Origin of the sequence: Cobetia sp. 4B (assembly GCF_018831605.1) — a bacterium.
Taxonomy (GTDB): domain Bacteria; phylum Pseudomonadota; class Gammaproteobacteria; order Pseudomonadales; family Halomonadaceae; genus Cobetia; species Cobetia amphilecti.
This window is the reverse complement of sequence record NZ_CP059843.1, coordinates 2,421,398-2,442,203: the sequence shown is the minus strand read 5'-3', so window position 1 is coordinate 2,442,203 and position 20,806 is coordinate 2,421,398. Positions and strand designations below refer to the sequence as shown.

At 60.5% G+C, this 20,806-nt stretch carries 1 protein-coding gene; it reads left to right on the top strand.

The window, feature by feature from the left end; genetic code table 11:
* Positions 1–257 precede the first annotated feature (257 nt).
* Positions 258–20,678: a VCBS domain-containing protein gene (locus H2O77_RS10175; protein WP_215822927.1), complete on the top strand. Its 20,421-nt coding sequence runs from the start codon at positions 258–260 to the stop codon at positions 20,676–20,678.
* Positions 20,679–20,806 lie beyond the last annotated feature (128 nt).

Below are 20,806 nucleotides of genomic sequence, written 5' to 3'. Positions count from 1 at the left end.
AAGTTGCTGTATAGCTTTGACGAAGAGATTGATTGCCATGCAATCAATCTCTTTTTTTTTGTAGTTATCTAATTGATCGTGTATTAATAAAGTAGTTTTTTAGTATGCAAGTATCTGTATTTTCTTGGCTCTCCCTGCGGCCCATCTGCGCTGGGTGGAATAAGCGTGAATTTTTGTCAAATTTGATCTTGTGTAGGTCGTAACGTATCTTTGTGTAACTATAGGTTTCGTTAAAATTACAATGGTGCCCTCTCCCCATGCGCGAACTCGATCTCCAGGCTCTTGAGCCCCGTCTGCTGTTGGATGCCGCTGCTGCCGTGACCATTGCCGAGGGCGCCGATAGCAACGGCGACACGGTGTCGGCCACCAATACTGGTGCTTCGCTGTCGGGTACCGAAGATACGCAATTCTCGCTTTCGAGCCTGAGTGTCACGGACAGTGGCAACGTGGATGATGAGGGCAACGCCACGGATGAGTACTCGCTGACACTGAATCTGGATCAGGCAGCCGCCGATTCCGGAGCGGAGTTCAGTAGCGGCGGCAGCAGCGCGACCCTGACGGGCACAGCCCAGGAGATCACCGATGAGCTCGCCGGCCTCGTGGTCACCCCGGGGGACGATTACACCGCCGATATCACCTTGAGCCTGAGCCTCACCGAAACCACAGACGGGGTGGTGGATACCGACCGAGGCAGCCTCGATTTCGTCGCCACTCTGACGCCTGTCAACGATGATCCGGTGTTCGGGGACAGCGGCGCGACGGTCACCGAGGCGGGAACCTTCACCTTCTCCATTGAAGCCTTGGGTCTGAGTGATCCGGATATTGCCAGTGGCGAGCAGGATACCGACCAGCTGATCATCGAGATCGACAGCCTGCCGACGGGAGGCTCGCTGACGTTCAATGGTTCACCGGTCGCGATCGGTTCAAGCTTCGATTCAGACCAGCTTGGCAAGCTGGTCTATACCCATGACGGTGGCGATGTTGCTGTCGGGGACACTGACAGTTTCGCCATCACGGTGGTGGATGGCGCGGGTGGAGAGGCCTCCAATACCCTCAATATCGAGCTGATCCCTGACAACGCCGCGCCGACTATCACGGGCGACCCGCAGCAGTTCGAGGGCGAAAATACCTCGCTGGGCCTGAGTTACACCGATGAAGAGTCCGGGCATGCCGATGCGGCGGCCAATGCAACGGTGGAAATCACGGATCTGGGCAATCTCTCGGAGCGTGGCACCCTCTATCTGGATCTCAACCAGGACGGTATCGCAGACGCTGATGAGATCATCTCCGACACGTCGGACGCGGCTGCCAGTTTCACGGCAGACAAGCTCCAGTATCTGTCCTTCGCCCATGATGGGGACGAGCCGATTGTCGATGACTTGCCCAGTTTCACCATCAAGGTGACCGACGCCGGTGGCGGTGAGGGTATTGACGCTGCGCTGACCAACGACACTGATTCTGAAGATGGTATTGATGGTCAACAGGTCACCATCTCCATCCTCGAGAATGACGATGACCCGACGCTGACGCCCACCACCGACGCGCTGGATGCCACTGGTGAGGCGGTATTGATCGATGCATCTGCCCTGAACGCGATAGACCCGGACAGCACCGATGATCAGCTGAGCTACAAGATCGACACCTTGCCGAGCTTTGGTGAGATCCAGATTCTCAATGGGACTGAATGGGTCAAGCTGCCGGTGGGTGGCACCTTCTCGCAGGCGCAGGTCACGGCGGGCGAGGTCCGCTATCAACAGACCCTCGTGGATGGCACTGGAGGCACGGCGGACGACTTCACCTTCACGTTGGTGGATTCCGAATTCAAGGCATTTGAAGAGGCAGGAGACGCAGGGACCTGGGGCGGCGCGGATTCACCGACCGTCGGTACGCTGAATTTCCTGATTGACAATGTGACCGGTGGCCCCGGGGAGCAGCAACAGGAAACCATCTACGCCGAGCAAGTGAACAATACCGGCGTCATCGTGAGCGAAAGCACGTCCGATCCTGCTTCCACCGCGGTGGTCATCACAGACGATATGCTCAAGTATGGCGCCGAGCTGGACGGCTACGTGCTGCCTGCGACCCAGATCGTCTACACCGTGACGAACATACCGACCAACGGAACGCTATTCCTGGATGGTCAGCCGATTTCCGACTTCGGCAGCTTCACCCAGGAAGACATCGATAACGGGCTGGTCACCTTCCTGCACGATGGCAGCGAAGATCATGAGTCCAGCTTCACGTTCACCATCCTGCCGACGGACATCGACAAAGATCCGGACACGCTCGACCCCATTACCGATGTCTTCACCATCGACGCAACACCCGTCAATGATGCCCCCGTCGCAGGTAACTCGAGTGTCAATCTGCTCGAGCAGACCGATACGACGGACGGCATCGTTCGTATTACCAATCTGGTGATGTCGGATGTGGATGGGAGTCTGGAGAATCTGGACGGCGAGGGCGAAAGTGATGATCTCTGGTTCCAGATCGCCAGTACTGAACTGAGCGGTGGATCACTCGAAGTCTGGGATGGCGACAGCTGGGAGGCAGCCTCCACCGATGTCTGGTACTCCCAGGCGATTCTGACCGCGCAGGCGGATGGTCAGACGGGGGGATTGCGCTACGTTCACGACGGTGGTGAAAGTGTCGACTCCCTGAACGATAGCTTCACTTTCATCGTGCGCGATGATCTGACAGCGCCGTCAGATCCCTTCGCGACGGATTCTTCTACTCCGGTAGACAATGGGAACGATACCAGTGTCGTCTCCAATGTCGGCAACGTCACTATCGAAGTAACGCCCTTCAATGATGCCCCTCTGATTCCGCTGACCTCCGATGCTGCGGATCAGACGGTCATTGATGCCCTGGATCAGTCGTCCACTTCCGCCAACAACGTACTGACCCTTGGGGAAGGGGAATCGGCAGTCATCGGCAATAGCCTGCTGCAAGCCGTGGACAGCGACAACACCACGCGTCAGTCGACCTTCGTGATCACGAGCCTGCCGGAGAACGGCACTTTGACGGTGAATGGCAAGGTTCTGCGCGTCGGTAGCTCCTTCACCCAGGCCGACATCGACAGTGGGGCACTGTCCTATGAGCATGATGGCGGGGAAATCCACTCTGATGCTTTCACCTTTACTGTCAGTGATGGTCCGCTGACGACCGACGTTGCGACGTTCAGCATTGATATTACCCCGTTGGATGATTCGCCGGAAATCACGGCAACCCAGCCAGAAGACAGACTGATCCCGGCTTCCACAGCACTTTCAGCATTGGACCTTGGTGATGCCTTTGTCATTGGCGATGTCGATATTCTGGATCTCGACTCCAGTTCGGGTATTGATGCTGGCGAGACGGATAACATCACGGTATCTCTTTCGCTGAAGGATGAGACGGGAGCTACTGTTCCTTTTACTACCGCAATATTGACTACAGATGCGTCGGTAACCACGGACGCCACTTTCAGCACTGAGGCAACGGAAAACCTGTCGGCTGACACTCTGGTGCTTGAAGGCACGCTGGAGGGTGTGCAGGCACTACTGGAAAACCTTCAAGTCCAGATGGTATTGGCAGGTGATGCTGCTGATTTCGATGCACGTTGGACGGTGGAAGCCGTAGTAGATGATCGTCTTGATGACGGCTCCTTGAATGGCGGCGACGCCAATGAGGGAGGGGTGACGATTGGTGATGAGTTCAATACCGCCACCGCGAGCATCGAACTGTGGGTTTCCACCGAGAACGATGCTCCTGTTGTCACGTTGCCGGATACCGACTCTCTGACAGTCACGGAAGATGGCGGCTATCAGGATATCGGCGCCATCACGGTGACGGACGCTGACAGCTTCGATACTGATATCACCGTCGTACTGAGCGTTCCAAATGGCACGCTGCAGATCAGTGATGCCGGTGATGCGGACATCAGTGGTGACGGTACTGCAAGTATAGAGTTGGTAGGCACTCAGGAAGAGCTTGCGACGGCATTGGCAAACGTCCAGTACCAACCGGATGCCAATGACAATGGTGCCGTCGAGCTGACCATCACGGCGACGGATACTGACTTGCACGGGACCGATACCGCCATTGAAACTGTCGTGAAGGAAGACATCACCGTGACAGCGGTCAATGACCAGCCGGTCTTGACGGTGCCCGGCACGACCTTCGTGATCAACAACAACGATTCTCAGACGATTGCCATCACTGGTGTATCGGTCGCGGATGCCAATGATGTAGGCCAGAGTGTCTATCAGGATGTACAGACCATCACGGTCAGTGTTGATGGCGGTGGTGCTGCCGGTACTCTGAGCATGGCGGGTGCCACCGCCAGTAATGGTGATACGCAAGTCACGCTGACAGGCACCCTGGCGCAGATCAATGCTGCTCTGGGAACACTCGAGTTTACCGCGACAAATGTCGATGCCGATGATACAGCTACGCTGAATATCGTATTCGATGATGATGCCAATGGTGATCAGACATTCGATGTTCTGACAGCCCTGACCGCCACTGCAGCTGTCAATATCAACATTTCTGCGGCCAATGATGCGCCGGCCATATCCGCGCCTTCAGGGACTACCACGCTGGTCGAAGATGGCAGTCTCACGCTGTCAGCGCTCGGGGTGACGCTTGATGATGCCGATGATTTCGGAGCCAATAATCTGTCGCTGACATTGACCGTGGATCACGGCACCTTCAGCAATGGCAGCAGCACCATCACCTTTACTGGGACTGTCGCTCAACTGCAATCTGCATTGGATGCTGAAACCTATTCGCCTGACACCCATTTCTATGGTCAGGACAGCCTCAGCATCGAGTTCAACGATGGCGGCAATACCGGTGTCGGTGGAAACCAGATCACGACGCGAACCATTGTGTTGACCGTCACCCCGGTCAATGACCGTCCGCTTGCCGCCGGTACAGCGGAAACAGTGGTCTCCGTTGCAGAAGATACCGCGGCAGATGAAATCGCCGGCACGGATCTCTATACGCTGCTGGTCGATCAGTACGATGACACCACCGATGATCAGACCGATGAGAATGGCAATACCGCTGCCACCACCGAGACTGATCTCACCTATGTTGCCATCGTCGAGAATACGTCTACCGATGCGCAAGGGGAGTGGGAATACAGCACTGACGGTGGTAGCACCTGGGAGCAGATCCCAGGCAATCTGCGTAACAATAATGCCCTCATATTGCCTGCTGATGCCGACATTCGCTTTGTTCCTGCCGACGACTTCAATGGTGAGCCTGGTGCTCTGACCGTACGTCTGGGTGATGACAGCGCAGCACTGGTTACCAGTACCGATGCTGATGATCTTCGTAATCTGAATCAAACTGCCAATGGTGACCGCGATCTGGCGACTGGCGTCTGGTCAAGCCGCACCATTGCCATCAAGACCAGCATCACTGCCGTCAATGATGCCCCGACGACACCTGATGATAGTGTGACTCTCGCGGCCATCAATGAAGACGACACCGATCCGGTTGGCGCCACCGTCGCGGAGCTGGTGGGCGTTAATTTCAACGATGTCGCTGCTGACGACCAGACCCAAGAGGCTGTTTCGGGGGGCAGTTCTGCCAACGTGTTGGCAGGTATCGCCATTACCTCCAATCCCTCCGATGACAGCGAAGGGACCTGGCAGTACTCCACTGACGGCGGCGATAGCTGGATCGATGTCCCTGCTGATGTCAGTGACAGCAATGCGTTGGTGCTGTCGACGACTGACTCAGTGCGCTTCCTGCCGGAGGAGAACTACCACGGTGATCCGGCTGGCCTGACCTACGTCGTGGCGGATGACAGTAGCGGAGCCGTGACGTCTGAAACCACCGTGGATGTCTCCACCTTTGACGAGACCGGTATCTGGTCAAGCGTGGCCGATGCCGACACCCTCAACACGACGGTCAATGCGATCAATGATGCACCGGTACTCTCCGGTGGCACGGCTGCGCAAGCCTTCCCGATTTCAGCTGTCGAGGCTGGCGGTGAAGGCACCGGAACCAACGAAGTTTCGCTGGTTTCCGGGGCCTCGCTTGCCGATGTCGACACTGCACTGGTCGGTGACAACTTCGGTGGTGGAACCATCACGGTTTCCATCGATGCCGCGACGGCTGCCGATGTGTTTGCCGTCGATGACTCTCTGGCGGGCTTCGCCGGTGCTTCTCTTGCAGACGGCACCCTGACGGTGACGCTGAGCTCCGGCGCGACGGCAGCCCAGGTCTCGGCGCTGATTGACTCGCTGACCTATCAGAACACCAGCGATGACCCGGACACCGATACGCGTGCCTACACCGTAGTCGTCAATGACGGCAACAACGACGGTCTGGCCGAAATCGATGGTGTCGGGCTGGATAGCAATGTTCTGACCGGCTATCTGCAAGTCGTGGATACCAATGACGGCCCTGTCGCGAATGATGATGCCGATGCCACCGACGAAGGCGTGGCGCTGACCACCGCTGACACCCCCAATCTGTTCGACAACGACACGGATCTGGATACCCCCACTGATGACTTCACCATCACCCAGGTGAATGGCAATGCTGGCGGGGTAGGCTCAGCTGTCTCGGGCAGCGAGGGCGGTTCCTTTACGGTCAATTCCGATGGCACATGGAGCTTTGATCCGGGCGCTGATTTCGACGGCCTCACCGATGGTGAGAGCGCGGTTACCACCATTACCTACCAGGTCAGTGATGGCGAGGGCGGCGTCTCGACCGCCACCGTCAGCGTGACCGTCAATGGTGTCGATGACACCCCGACGCTGACCCCGGACACCGGTAATGTCATTGAAGATACCAATGTCACCTCCGACAACCTGACTACCAGCGGTACGCTTGACGCGGGCACTGGCGGCGACACCGGGGAAGACAAGTTCACGGCTGAGACACTAACGGGCTCCTATGGGGCTCTGGTGGTCGATGCCGATGGCAACTGGTCCTACAGTGCCGACAATACTCAGGACGTCATTCAGCAGCTCAATCAGGGCGCCACGCTGACGGATACCCTGACGGTCACCAATGCTGATGGTGTCACCCAGACCACCATCAGCATCACCCTCACCGGTGTCAATGACGCGCCTGTCGCTGTCGCCGATACCGGCGAGACTGCGGAAAACCTCGATCTTAGCGTCGCGGCTGCGGATGGCGTACTGGCCAATGACACGGATATCGATACCGGCTCCACCAAGGCGGTTAGCCAGGTGGCTGGCGCGGGGACGGGCGTTGGGGCAGCGGTCGCCATGGCAGGGGGCGGTACTGTCACCATTGCCGAGGATGGCAGCTATGTCTTCGCGCCGGGGACTGACTTCGATTATCTCGCCGAGGGTGAGACCGCGACCACCACCGTTGCCTATACGGTCATTGATGACAATGGCGCCGAGTCGAGCAATACGCTGACGATTACCGTGACCGGCACCAATGATGCGCCGACCTTGGTGGAGACCCAGGCTGCTCAAGACAGCGTCGATGGTCAGGCCATCACGCCCTTTGATGTGGTGGATCTGTTCGCGGATGCCGATGACGGTGCGGTGCTGACCTACTCGGCAACGGGCCTGCCGGACGGGCTGAGCATCGACCCGGATACCGGTGAGATCAGTGGCACGCTGACCAGTGTTGCCTCCCAGGGCGGCAGCGGGGGCGTTCACACCGTCACGCTGACGGCGACGGATGAAAACAATGCGCCTGTCACCACGACTTTCACGTGGACCGTGGCCAATGTGGACCCCGTTGCGCAGGACAATAGCGACGATATCTCTGAAGGACTTGCCACTGATTCCGTCAGCACGACCGCCGGCAATGTCATGTCTGACGCCGGTACCGACAGTGATGGTGGCAATGACAACGATGCCATCGTCGTCAGCGGAGTCGGGGCGGGCGCCAATCAGGACACGGATGTTGCGGCCGGTACGCCGGTCGAAGGTGTCTACGGCAGCGTGACCATCGCCGAGGATGGTAGCTACACCTATACGCTCGATAACACCGATTCCGTCATCCAGGCGCTGGATGTCGGCGACAGTCTCACCGACACCTTCACCTACGAGATTTCCGATGGCCAGGGTGGCACCGATACAGCGCTGCTGACGATCACCATCAATGGCACCAACGATGCTCCGGTCGCGACCGATGATGCCTCAACCACTGATGAAGACACTGCGCTGGCCACGGCCGACACGACCAATGTGCTGGTCAATGACATTGATGTGGACGCTGACTCCGCGCTTGTCGTCAGTCAGGTCAATGGCAGTGGTGCGAATGTCGGTCAGCCGGTTACCGGCAGTGAGGGTGGTGATTTCACCCTGAATGCTGACGGCAGCTGGAGTTTCGATCTCAGCGGCGATTTCGAAGCGCTGAAGGACGGCGAAAGCGCTGTCACCACCCTGACGTATCAGGTCAGCGATGGCCTGGGCGGTGTCTCCACCGCCACGGTCAGCGTGACCATCAATGGCGTTGACGATGTGCCGACTCTGACGCCGGCCACTGGCGACGTCACGGAAGACACAGCGGTCAATGGTGAGGGAGACCTCGTGGCTGCCGGCACTCTGGCGGCAGGTAGCGGCGGTGATGCAGGCGAAGACAAGTTCACCGCCGCTACCCTCACCGGGGAGTATGGCGAGCTGACGGTCGATGCCGACGGCAATTGGGCCTATAGCGCAGACAATGCGCAAGATGCCGTGCAGCAGCTCAACCAGGGCGTTGAGCTGACCGATACCTTCACGGTCACCAACGCCGATGGCGTGACCACCACTACGGTGACTATCACCCTCACCGGCGTGAACGATGCGCCGGTGGCTGAAGCGGATACCGGTACCACGGCCGAAAATGCCAACCTGGTGGTGGACGCCGTCGAGGGTGTGCTCAGCAATGACACCGATATCGACACAGGCTCCACAAGCGTCGTCAGTCAGGTCGCGGGCACTGCCGCCGGCGTGGACGCCGCGGTCGACATGACCGGGGGCGGCAGCATCACCATCGCCGAGGATGGCAGCTACACCTTCGCGCCGGGGACTGATTTCGACACCTTGGCTGTTGGCGAGAGCGCCACCACCACCATCGCCTACACGGTCCAGGATGATAACGGTGCCGAATCCAGCAGCACCTTGACCATCACCGTGACTGGCACCAATGACGCCCCGACCGTCGTCGCGACCCAGGGTGACCAGGCCCATGAAGATGGCGAGGCGATCACCGAGTTCTCGGTGGCCGACCTGTTCGAGGATGTCGATAACGGTGCCGAGCTCACCTACACCGCCGCACAGTTGCCGGACGGCCTGAGTCTGGACCCGCAGACGGGTGTCATCAGCGGCACCTTGAGCAGTGATGCCTCTCAGGGCGGTACTGAGGGTGATGGGGTACATACCGTCGTGCTCACTGCGGACGATGGCAACGGTGGGGTGATCACCACATCCTTCACCTGGACCGTGGCCAACGTGGTGCCGGTGGCAGAGGACAACAGCGACTCTCTCGATGAAGGCGTGGCAGACACCAGCGTCAGCCAGGCTCAGGGGAACGTGATCAACGACGCCGGCACGGACAGTGATGGCGGCAACGACAACGATGACATCGTCGTCAGCGGTGTCGGGTTCGGCGAGAACGTCGCCACGGGGTCTGCAGCTGATACCGAGGTATCCGGCACCTATGGCGCCGTCGTGATCGAAGCGGACGGCAGCTACACCTATACGCTGGACAACAGCAACGCAGCGGTTCAGGCGCTGGATATCGGCGACAGTCTGGTCGAGACCTTCACCTACGAGATCTCCGATGGCCAGAGTGGCGTTGCGACTGCTCTGCTGACACTCACCATCAACGGCACCAATGATGCCCCGGTATTGGTGGACAACGCTCAACCCGTCGAGCAGAACGACGCGGATGGCGATGAAGTGACGCCGGTGGATGTCTCCACCGCCTTCGCGGATGTCGATGGCGATGCCGTGCTGACCTATAGCGCGGCGAACCTGCCGGACGGCCTGACCATCGATCCGGAAACAGGTGTGATCAGCGGAACGCTGACCAGCGATGCCTCCCAGGGCGGCACCGACGGCGCACATTCCGTGACGGTCACGGCGACCGATGATCAGAACGCGACCGTCACCACCACCTTCGTGTGGAATGTGGACAACGTGGCACCGGTGGCGCAGGACAACATCGCGAGTGTGTCGGAAGGGCTCGACACTACCAGCACCAGTGCGACAGGCGGCAATGTCCTGACTGACGCAGCCCTGGATGCCAGTGTCGATGCGGACGGAGGAAATGATACCGATACCCTGAGTGTCAGCGGTGTCGGGGCGGGTCAGAGCGTGGTGGACGCGGCGACAACTGCCGAGGGCACCTACGGTAGCATCTCACTCGATAGTGCCGGCGATTACGACTACACCCTCGATAACACCAATCCGGACGTTCAGGCACTGGCAGTGGGGGAAAGTGTCACCGAGACCTTCACCTACGCGATTTCCGATGGCCAGGGCGGCTCGGATACCGCCGAGCTGACCATCACCATCAACGGAACCAACGATGCGCCGGCCATCACGATTGCGGCCGGTGACAGCATCAGCGCCGCGCTTTCAGAGTCGGATAGCGGCTTGAGCGCGGATGGCACCCTGACGGTCACCGATGTCGATACCTCCGACAGCGTGACGCCCACGGTCGAGGCGGTGGTCGCCGACGGGGACGTCAATGGCCTGTCGGATGCCGCTCTGCTTGCGATGTTCAGCGTGGATGGTGGCGCCATCATCGACGGCACTGCCAACGACGGCACCCTGAATTGGGGCTTCGACAGCAGCGCGCTTCCCGAAGCCTTTGATCATCTCGAGCAGGGGGAAGTGCTGACCCTGACGTACCAGGTCGATGTCGCGGATGGCAACGGCGGCACCGACACTCAGGACATCACGCTGACCATTACCGGCACCAATGATGCGCCGGTGTTGGTCGCAGGCGCTCAGCCGCAAGATCAGTCTGACAATGACGGCGATGCGATCACGCCGTTCAGCGTCGCGGATGCCTTCGCTGACGTCGACAACGAGGCAGTGTTGAGCTTCGCCGCTGACAATCTGCCCCCGGGCCTGGTGATCGATGCCGACACCGGCGAGATCAGCGGTACCCTGTCACCGGATGCCTCCATCGGCGGAGACGACGGTGTCTATACCGTCACCCTGACGGCCACGGATGAAAACGACGCCGAGGTCACGACGACCTTCACCTGGAGTGTGGCCAACGTCGACCCGCAAGCCGAGAACGATGCTGCCTTTGTGACGGAAGGGCTTGACGCCGGCGACAGCAGTGACGTCAGTGGCAATGTCCTTGCCGCTGCGGGTGCCGGTGTCAATGACCAGGCAGACAGTGATGGCGGCAACGACTCGGATGCGCTCGTCGTCAGTGGCCTGGCCTTCGGGGCGGTCCCGAGCGCCTTCACCGCCGCCGGCAGTGACGTCGAGGGCAATTATGGCGCCGTCACCATCAATGAAGACGGCACCTATACCTATGTCCTGAACAATGCCCATGAAGATGTCCAGGCATTGGCAGAGGGCGAGGTGCTCAGCGAAATCTTCACCTACCAGATCTCCGATGGTCAGGGCGGCACGGATACCGCACTGCTCACCATCACCATCAATGGCAGCAATGATGCTCCGGTCATCGCGATTGAAGGCGATGACAGCGCGGCCGAAACGCTGATCGAGACTGACGACACGCTTGCCACTGCTGGCACGCTGTCCGTCAGCGATCTGGATACCTCGGATAGCGTCACGCCCAGTATTGATTCCGTGACCGCCACAGGCGACACCGACGGCCTGAGCAATGCCGAGCTGCTGGGCATGCTCTCCGTCGATGCCGACGCGATCATGGATAGTGCCAACAACGACGGCACCCTGAACTGGACCTTCGACAGCAACAGTGTCGCCGGTGAGGCGTTTGACCATCTCGCCGTCGGCGAAAGCCTGGTGCTCGACTACACCGTGGTCGTCACCGACAGCCAGGGCGCGACCGCCGAGCAGGTCGTCTCGATCACCATCAACGGCACCAACGATGCACCTGTCATTGCCATTGAAGGCGACGACAGCGACAGCGCCGACCTGACCGAGACCAACGCACCGCTGTCCGCCGACGGCACCCTGTCCGTCAGTGATCTCGACACCACCGACGACGTCACTCCGAACGTCACGGCTGTCGCTGCTGATGGCGACACCGACGGCCTGAGCAATGCTGAGCTGCTGAGCATGCTGAGTGTGGATGCCGACGCGATCATCGCCAATACCGAGAACGACGGCACCCTGAACTGGGCATTCGACAGCGCGAACCTGCCGGAAGCGTTTGATCATCTGGCACTGGATGAGACGCTGGTGCTGGATTACACCGTGCAGGTGACTGACAGCGAGGGAGCGACAGCGGAGCAGGTGGTGACCATCACCATCACCGGTACCAATGATGCACCGGTACTGGTTGCCGGCGAGCAGCCCGCTGATCAGACCGACAATGATGGCGACCCCATCACGCCGTTCAGCGTCGCGGATGCCTTCACGGACATCGACAATGATGCCGTGCTGAGTTTCTCGGCTGACAACCTGCCGGACGGGATCGAGATTGATCCGACCAGCGGTGAAATCAGTGGCACCTTGTCGCCGGATGCCTCCATCGGCGGTGACAACGATGACGGCACCTACACCGTCATCCTGACCGCGACCGACGAGAATGGCGCCACTGTCACCACATCCTTCACCTGGACCGTGGCCAACGTCGCGCCCGAGGCCTTCGACAACACTGCCGAGTTGGATGAGGGCGTCGCCACCGGCGATACCAGCACTGCCACAGGCAATGTCCTCGATGATGCGCAACCGGATGCCGACACCGATGGCGGCAATGACAGCGATGCACTGATCGTCAGTGGTATCGGTGCTGGCACCAACGCCGGTACGGCAAGTGCGGTCGATACTGACGTGACCGGCACCTATGGCAGCATCACCGTCGCGGAAGATGGCAGCTACACCTACACCCTGGACAACACCAATCCTGACGTTCAGGCACTGGCCGTCGGGGAAAGCCTCAACGAGACCTTTACCTATCAGATCTCCGATGGGCAGGGTGGTGTCGACACGGCACTGCTCACCATCACCATCAACAGCACCAATGATGCGCCTGTCATCGACATTGATGGCGATGACAGCGCGGCTGCGATTCTGACCGAAACAGATGCAACCCTGAGTGCCGCTGGTACCTTGTCGGTCAGTGATATCGACACCACCGATGAAGTGACCCCGAGCGTCACGGCCGTGGCTGCCACTGGTGATACCGATGGCCTGAGCAATGCCGAGCTGCTGGGTATGCTCTCCGTCGATGCCGACGCCATCATCGATGGTGCCAACAACGACGGCACCCTGAACTGGACCTTCGACAGCGACAGTGTCGCCGGTGAAGCCTTCGATCACCTCGCAGTGGGCGAAAGCCTGGTGCTCGACTACACCGTGGTCGTCACTGACAGCCAGGGCGTGACCGCCGAGCAAGTCGTCTCAATCACCATCAACGGCACCAATGATGTGCCGGTCATTGCCATCGAAGGTGACGACAGCGCGGCGGAATCTCTCACGGAAACCGACGCGCCGCTGTCGACCACCGGTACGCTCTCCGTCAGCGATCTGGACACCACCGACGAAGTCACTCCGAGTGTCACCGCCGTGGCTGCCACTGGTGATACCGACGGCCTGAGCAATGCCGAGCTGCTGAGCATGCTCTCCGTCGATGCCGACGCCATCATCGACGGTGTCAGCAACGACGGCACCCTGAACTGGACCTTCGACAGCAACAGCGTCGCCGGTGAAGCCTTCGATCATCTGGCGGTGGGCGAGAGCCTGGTGCTCGACTACACCGTGGTCGTCACTGACAGCCAGGGCGTGACCGCCGAGCAGGTCGTCTCGATCACTATCAACGGCACCAATGATGTGCCTGTCATCGCCATCGAAGGTGACGACAGCGCCGCCGAGTCACTGACAGAAACTGATGCTCCGCTGACCACCGCTGGCACGCTCTCCGTCAGCGATCTGGACACCACCGACGAAGTCACCCCGAGCGTCACCGCAGTGAACGCCACCGGCGACACCGATGGCCTGAGCAATGCCGAGCTGCTGGGCATGCTCTCCGTCGATGCCGACGCCATCATCGATAGTGCCAACAACGACGGCACCCTGAACTGGACCTTCGACAGCGACAGTGTCGCCGGTGAAGCCTTCGATCACCTCGCAGTGGGCGAAAGCCTGGTGCTCGACTACACCGTGGTCGTCACCGATAGCCAGGGCGCCACTGCCGAACAGGTCGTCCAGATCACCATCAACGGCAGCAACGATGCGCCTGTCATTGCCATCGAAGGCGACGACAGTGCGGCCGAGTCACTGACCGAGACGGACGACACCCTGACCAGCGCTGGCACGCTGTCCGTGAGCGATCTGGACACCACCGACGAAGTCACACCGAGTGTCACGGCCGTGAACGCCACCGGCGACACCGGTGGCCTGAGCAATGCCGAGCTGCTGGGCATGCTCTCCGTCGATGCCGACGCCATCATCGACGGTGTCAGCAACGACGGCACCCTGAACTGGACCTTCGACAGTTCAAGCGTTGCTGGTGAAGCCTTCGACCACCTGGCCGTCGGCGAGAGCCTGGTGCTCGACTACACCGTGGTCGTCACCGACAGCCAGGGCGCCACTGCCGAGCAGGTCGTCTCGATTACCATCAACGGCACCAACGATGCGCCGGTCATTGCCATCGAAGGCGACGACAGCGCCGCTGAGTCACTGACAGAAACCGATGCACCGCTGTCCACCGCCGGCACACTCTCCGTCAGCGATCTGGACACCACCGACGAAGTCACGCCGAGCGTCACCGCAGTGAACGCCACTGGTGACACCGATGGCCTGAGCAATGCCGAGCTGCTGGGCATGCTCTCCGTCGATGCCGACGCCATCATCGACGGTGTCAGCAACGACGGCACCCTGAACTGGACCTTCGACAGCAACAGCGTCGCTGGTGAAGCCTTTGATCATCTGGCGGTGGGCGAGAGCCTGGTGCTCGACTACACCGTGGTCGTCACCGACAGCCAGGGCGCCACTGCCGAGCAGGTCGTCTCGATCACCATCAACGGCACCAATGACACGCCTGTCATTGCCATCGAAGGTGACGACAGCGCGGCCGAGTCACTGACAGAAACCGATGCACCGCTGACCACCGCTGGCACGCTCTCCGTCAGCGATCTGGATACCACCGACGAAGTCACGTCGAGCGTCACCGCCGTGGCTGCCACTGGTGAGACCGATGGCCTGAGCAATGCCGAGCTGCTGGGCATGCTCTCCGTCGATGCCGACGCCATCATCGACGGTGTCAGCAACGACGGCACCCTGAACTGGACCTTCGACAGCGACAGTGTCGCCGGTGAAGCCTTCGATCATCTGGCGGTGGGTGAGAGCCTGGTGCTCGACTACACCGTGGTCGTCACCGACAGCCAGGGCGCCACTGCCGAGCAGGTCGTCTCGATCACCATCAACGGCACCAATGATGTGCCTGTCATCGCCATCGACGGTGACGACAGCGCGGCGGAATCTCTCATGGAAACCGTTGCACCGCTGTCTACCACCGGTACGCTCTCCGTCAGCGATCTGGACACCACCGACGAAGTGACCCCGAGCGTCACCGCAGTGGACGCCACAGGCGACACCGATGGCCTGAGCAATGCCGAGCTGCTGGGCATGCTCTCCGTCGATGCCGACGCGATCATCGCCAACGCCGAGAACGATGGCACTTTGAACTGGACCTTCGACAGCGCAAGCGTCGCCGGTGAAGCCTTTGATCATCTGGCGGTGGGCGAGAGCCTGGTGCTGGATTACACCGTGGTCGTCACCGACAGCCAGGGCGCGACCGCCGAGCAGGTCGTCCAGATCACCATCAACGGCACTAATGATGCGCCTGTCATTGCCATCGAAGGCGACGACAGCGCGGCCGAGTCACTGACAGAAACCGATGCACCGCTGACCACCGCTGGCACGCTCTCCGTCAGCGATCTGGATACCACCGACGAAGTGACCCCGAGCGTCACCGCAGTGGACGCCACAGGCGACACCGATGGCCTGAGCAATGCCGAGCTGCTGGGCATGCTCTCCGTCGATGCCGACGCCATCATCGATAGTGCCAACAACGACGGCACCCTGAACTGGACCTTCGACAGCGACAGTGTCGCCGGTGAAGCCTTCGATCATCTGGCGGTGGGTGAGAGCCTGGTGCTCGACTACACCGTGGTCGTCACCGACAGCCAGGGCGCGACTGCCGAGCAGGTCGTCTCGATCACCATCAACGGCACCAATGACACGCCTGTCATTGCCATCGAAGGTGACGACAGCGCGGCCGAGTCACTGACAGAAACCGATGCACCGCTGACCACCGCTGGCACGCTCTCCGTCAGCGATCTGGATACCACCGACGAAGTCACGTCGAGCGTCACCGCCGTGGCTGCCACTGGTGAGACCGATGGCCTGAGCAATGCCGAGCTGCTGGGCATGCTCTCCGTCGATGCCGACGCCATCATCGACGGTGTCAGCAACGACGGCACCCTGAACTGGACCTTCGACAGCGACAGTGTCGCCGGTGAAGCCTTCGATCATCTGGCGGTGGGTGAGAGCCTGGTGCTCGACTACACCGTGGTCGTCACCGACAGCCAGGGCGCGACTGCCGAGCAGGTCGTCTCGATCACCATCAACGGCACCAATGACACGCCTGTCATTGCCATCGAAGGTGACGACAGCGCGGCCGAGTCACTGACAGAAACCGATGCACCGCTGACCACCGCTGGCACGCTCTCCGTCAGCGATCTGGATACCACCGACGAAGTCACGTCGAGCGTCACCGCCGTGGCTGCCACTGGTGAGACCGATGGCCTGAGCAATGCCGAGCTGCTGGGCATGCTCTCCGTCGATGCCGACGCCATCATCGACGGTGTCAGCAACGACGGCACCCTGAACTGGACCTTCGACAGCGACAGTGTCGCCGGTGAAGCCTTCGATCATCTGGCGGTGGGTGAGAGCCTGGTGCTCGACTACACCGTGGTCGTCACCGACAGCCAGGGCGCCACTGCCGAGCAGGTCGTCTCGATCACCATCAACGGCACCAATGATGTGCCGGTGCTGGTGGATGGTGAGCAACCGGTTGACCAAAACGGTAACGATGGTGACCCCATCACGCCGTTCAGCGTCGCTGATGCCTTCACCGACGTCGACAACGGCGCGGAGCTGAGCTTCTCGGCTGACAATCTGCCGGACGGCCTGGTGATTGACCCGACTACCGGCGAGATCAGCGGCACACTGTCACCGGATGCCTCTACCGGCGGTGACAACAACGACGGCATCTACACCGTCACGCTGACTGGTACTGACGAGAATGGCTTGGATGTCACCACGACCTTCACCTGGACGGTGGCCAACGTCGCCCCCGAGGCCTTCGACAACACTGCCGAGCTGGATGAGGGCGTCGCCACCAGCGACACCAGCACCACGACTGGCAACGTGCTCAGCGATGCGCAGCCCGATACCGACACCGATGGCGGCAACGACAGCGATGTGCTGATCGTCAGTGGCATCGGTGCTGGCGCCAACGCCGGCACTGACACCGCCGCGGGTACGCCGGTCACCGGCACCTACGGCAGCGTCACCATTGCCGAAGACGGCAGCTACACCTACGCGCTGGATAACAGCAACGCGGCGGTGCAGGCGCTGGCCGAAGGCGAGGTGATCATCGAGACCTTCACCTACGCGATCTCCGATGGCCAGGGCGGCACCGACACGGCACTGCTCACCGTCACCATCAACGGCACCAACGATGCACCGGTGCTGGTCGATGGGGCACAGCCGGTTGAACAAAACGGTAACGATGGTGACCCCATCACGCCGTTCAGCGTCGCTGATGCCTTCACCGACGTCGACAACGGCGCAGAGCTGAGCTTCTCGGCTGACAATCTGCCGGACGGTCTGGTGATTGACCCGACCACCGGCGAGATCAGCGGCACGCTGTCCCCGGATGCCTCCACCGGCGGTGACAACAATGACGGCATCTACACCGTCACGCTGACTGGTACTGACGAGAATGGCTTGGATGTCACCACGACCTTCACCTGGACCGTGGCCAACGTCGCGCCGGAAGCCTTCGACAACACTGCCGAGCTGGATGAGGGCGTCGCCACCAGCGACACCAGCACCACGACCGGCAATGTGCTCAGCGATGCGCAGCCCGATACCGACACCGATGGAGGCAACGACACGGATGCGCTGATCGTCAGTGGCATCGGCGCTGGCGCCAACGCCGGGACTGACACCGCCGCAGGTACGCCCGTCTCCGGCACCTACGGCAGCGTCACCATCGCGGAAGACGGCAGCTACACCTACGCGCTGGACAACAGCAACGCAGCGGTACAGGCGCTGGCCGAAGGCGAGGTGATCACCGAGACCTTCACCTACGAGATCTCCGATGGCCAGGGCGGCACGGACACCGCACTGCTCACCGTTACCATCAACGGCACCAATGATGCGCCAATCGCGACTCTTCGGGCTCCGCAGGTGGAGACGGGAAGTGACGGGGAAGAGATTGCACCGATCAGCCTCCAGGATGCCTTCCAGGACGTCGATAGCGGCGCTCAGCTGAGCTATACGGCCGAGAACCTGCCAGGTGGTCTGGTCATTGATCCGGTGACGGGCGTCATAAGCGGCACACTTGCCGACGATGCCTCTCAGTCAGGCAACACCACGACGGACGGTCGCTACACCGTGACCGTGACAGCCACGGACGAACAAGGCCAATCGGCTGACGTCACGTTGAACTTCTTTGTCGCCAACGTGGCGCCGGAAGCCTTCGACAACACTGCCGAGCTGGACGAGGGCGTCGCCACCAGCGACACCAGCACCACGACCGGCAACGTGCTCAGTGATGCGCAGCCCGATACCGACACCGATGGTGGCAACGACACGGATACCCTGATCGTCAGTGGCATCGGTGCTGGCGCCAATGCCGGCACTGACACCGCCGCGGGTACGCCGGTCACCGGCACTTACGGCAGCGTCACCATCGCCGAAGACGGTAGCTACACCTACGCGCTGGATAACAGCAACGCGGCGGTGCAGGCGCTGGCCGAAGGCGAGGTGATCACCGAGACCTTCACCTACGAGATCTCCGATGGCCAGGGCGGCACCGACACGGCACTGCTCACGGTCACCATCAACGGCACCAACGATGCGCCGGTGCTGGTCGATGGGGCGCAGCCGGCCGATCAGGCTGCCAATGACGGCGACGTGATCACACCGTTCACCATTGCCGATGCCTTCACCGATGTCGATGAGGGTGCGGAGCTGACTTACAGCGTCGACAACCTGCCGGACGGCCTGGTGATTGACCCGACTACCGGCGAGATCAGCGGCACGCTGTCACCGGATGCCTCTACCGGCGGTGACAACAACGACGGCATCTACACCGTCACGCTGACGGGCACCGACGAGAATGGCTTGGATGTCACCACGACCTTCACCTTCGAGGTAGGGAATCCGGCGCCGCAGGCATTGGATCAGAGCGCGGACGTCTCCGAGGATGGAGTGACGACGGCTGAGGGCAGCCTGCTGGTCGATGCTGATGGCGAGCCGGTGACTGTCGATGGCGATGGCGATTCACTGCTCATTGCGAGCGTCAATGGTCAGGCCGTCGCTGACAGCGACACAGTGATCCAGGGCACTTACGGTCAGTTGATCATCGCTGCTGATGGCACCTGGAACTATGTGCTGGACAACGACGGTGATGCCGTCCAGTCCCTCGACGATGGTCAGCAGGTGACGGATGACTTCAGCTTCGTGGTCAGTGATGGAGAAGGGGGCACGGCAGTCGGTGAGTTGACGATCCGGGTGGCTGGTCTCAGCGACAACGTTGTTCCGGAACCCGTGGTGCCGGTGACGCCAGTCGAAGGCTCCTCTGGTAATGGTTCCCCGGCGGGCGGAGCGAATGCTGGATCTGATGAGGGCGAAGCAACCTTCCTTCCGGAGTCTGATGGAGAGCTCTTCCAACCGCTCAGCGATTCCACCTTGCTGGATATTCCGAGCATTCAGCCGGTGCAGTTGACCATCATCCTGCGTGACGTCGTGGCCAATGAAGCCGTGTATGAATTTGCGCTGCCGGCGGGCGCATTTGAAAGCACCAACAATGAAGAGATCAAGGTTGAAGCGACGAGAACCGACGGGTCGCCGTTGCCCGACTATGTCGCTTTCGACAGTGATTCCCTCAACTTCCGTGTCAATCGGGCGCTGGCCTTGTCTCTCGGCGTTGAGCGAGTCGACGTCAAGGTCATCGGTCGCGACGAGTCCGGCAATGAGGCCAGTACCACCTTCGTCATCTACCTGACGCCTGAGCAGGAAGAGGAAGAGAGCCTCGAGTATTACCGCAACCTCGCCAACGACGGTGAAGAGAAGCCGCCGGCAGAAGGGCAGCAGGAAGACGAAGCCGAGCCGAGCACTGAAGTCACTGGCACACCTGATCTCGAAAACGGTGAGGATCAGGCCAGCGTACCGGGTGCCGTGCCACTCTCCGAGATGCTCAAGGTGGCCGGACGTGACGGGTTCAGTCACGACCATGCAGATGTGCTGGCCGATTTGATGGCGTTGTTGAGCGATGATTCAGAAATTTCTTGATTATCGTTAATAGAATAAACCGCAACGAGCTCTCCATGGCGCGAAAGTGAGCTTATCCAATACAAGGTGTCCGCCTGCCCCCATACCACGGGGCGGGTGAACAAGAGCAAGGGAACGAGGCGATATCA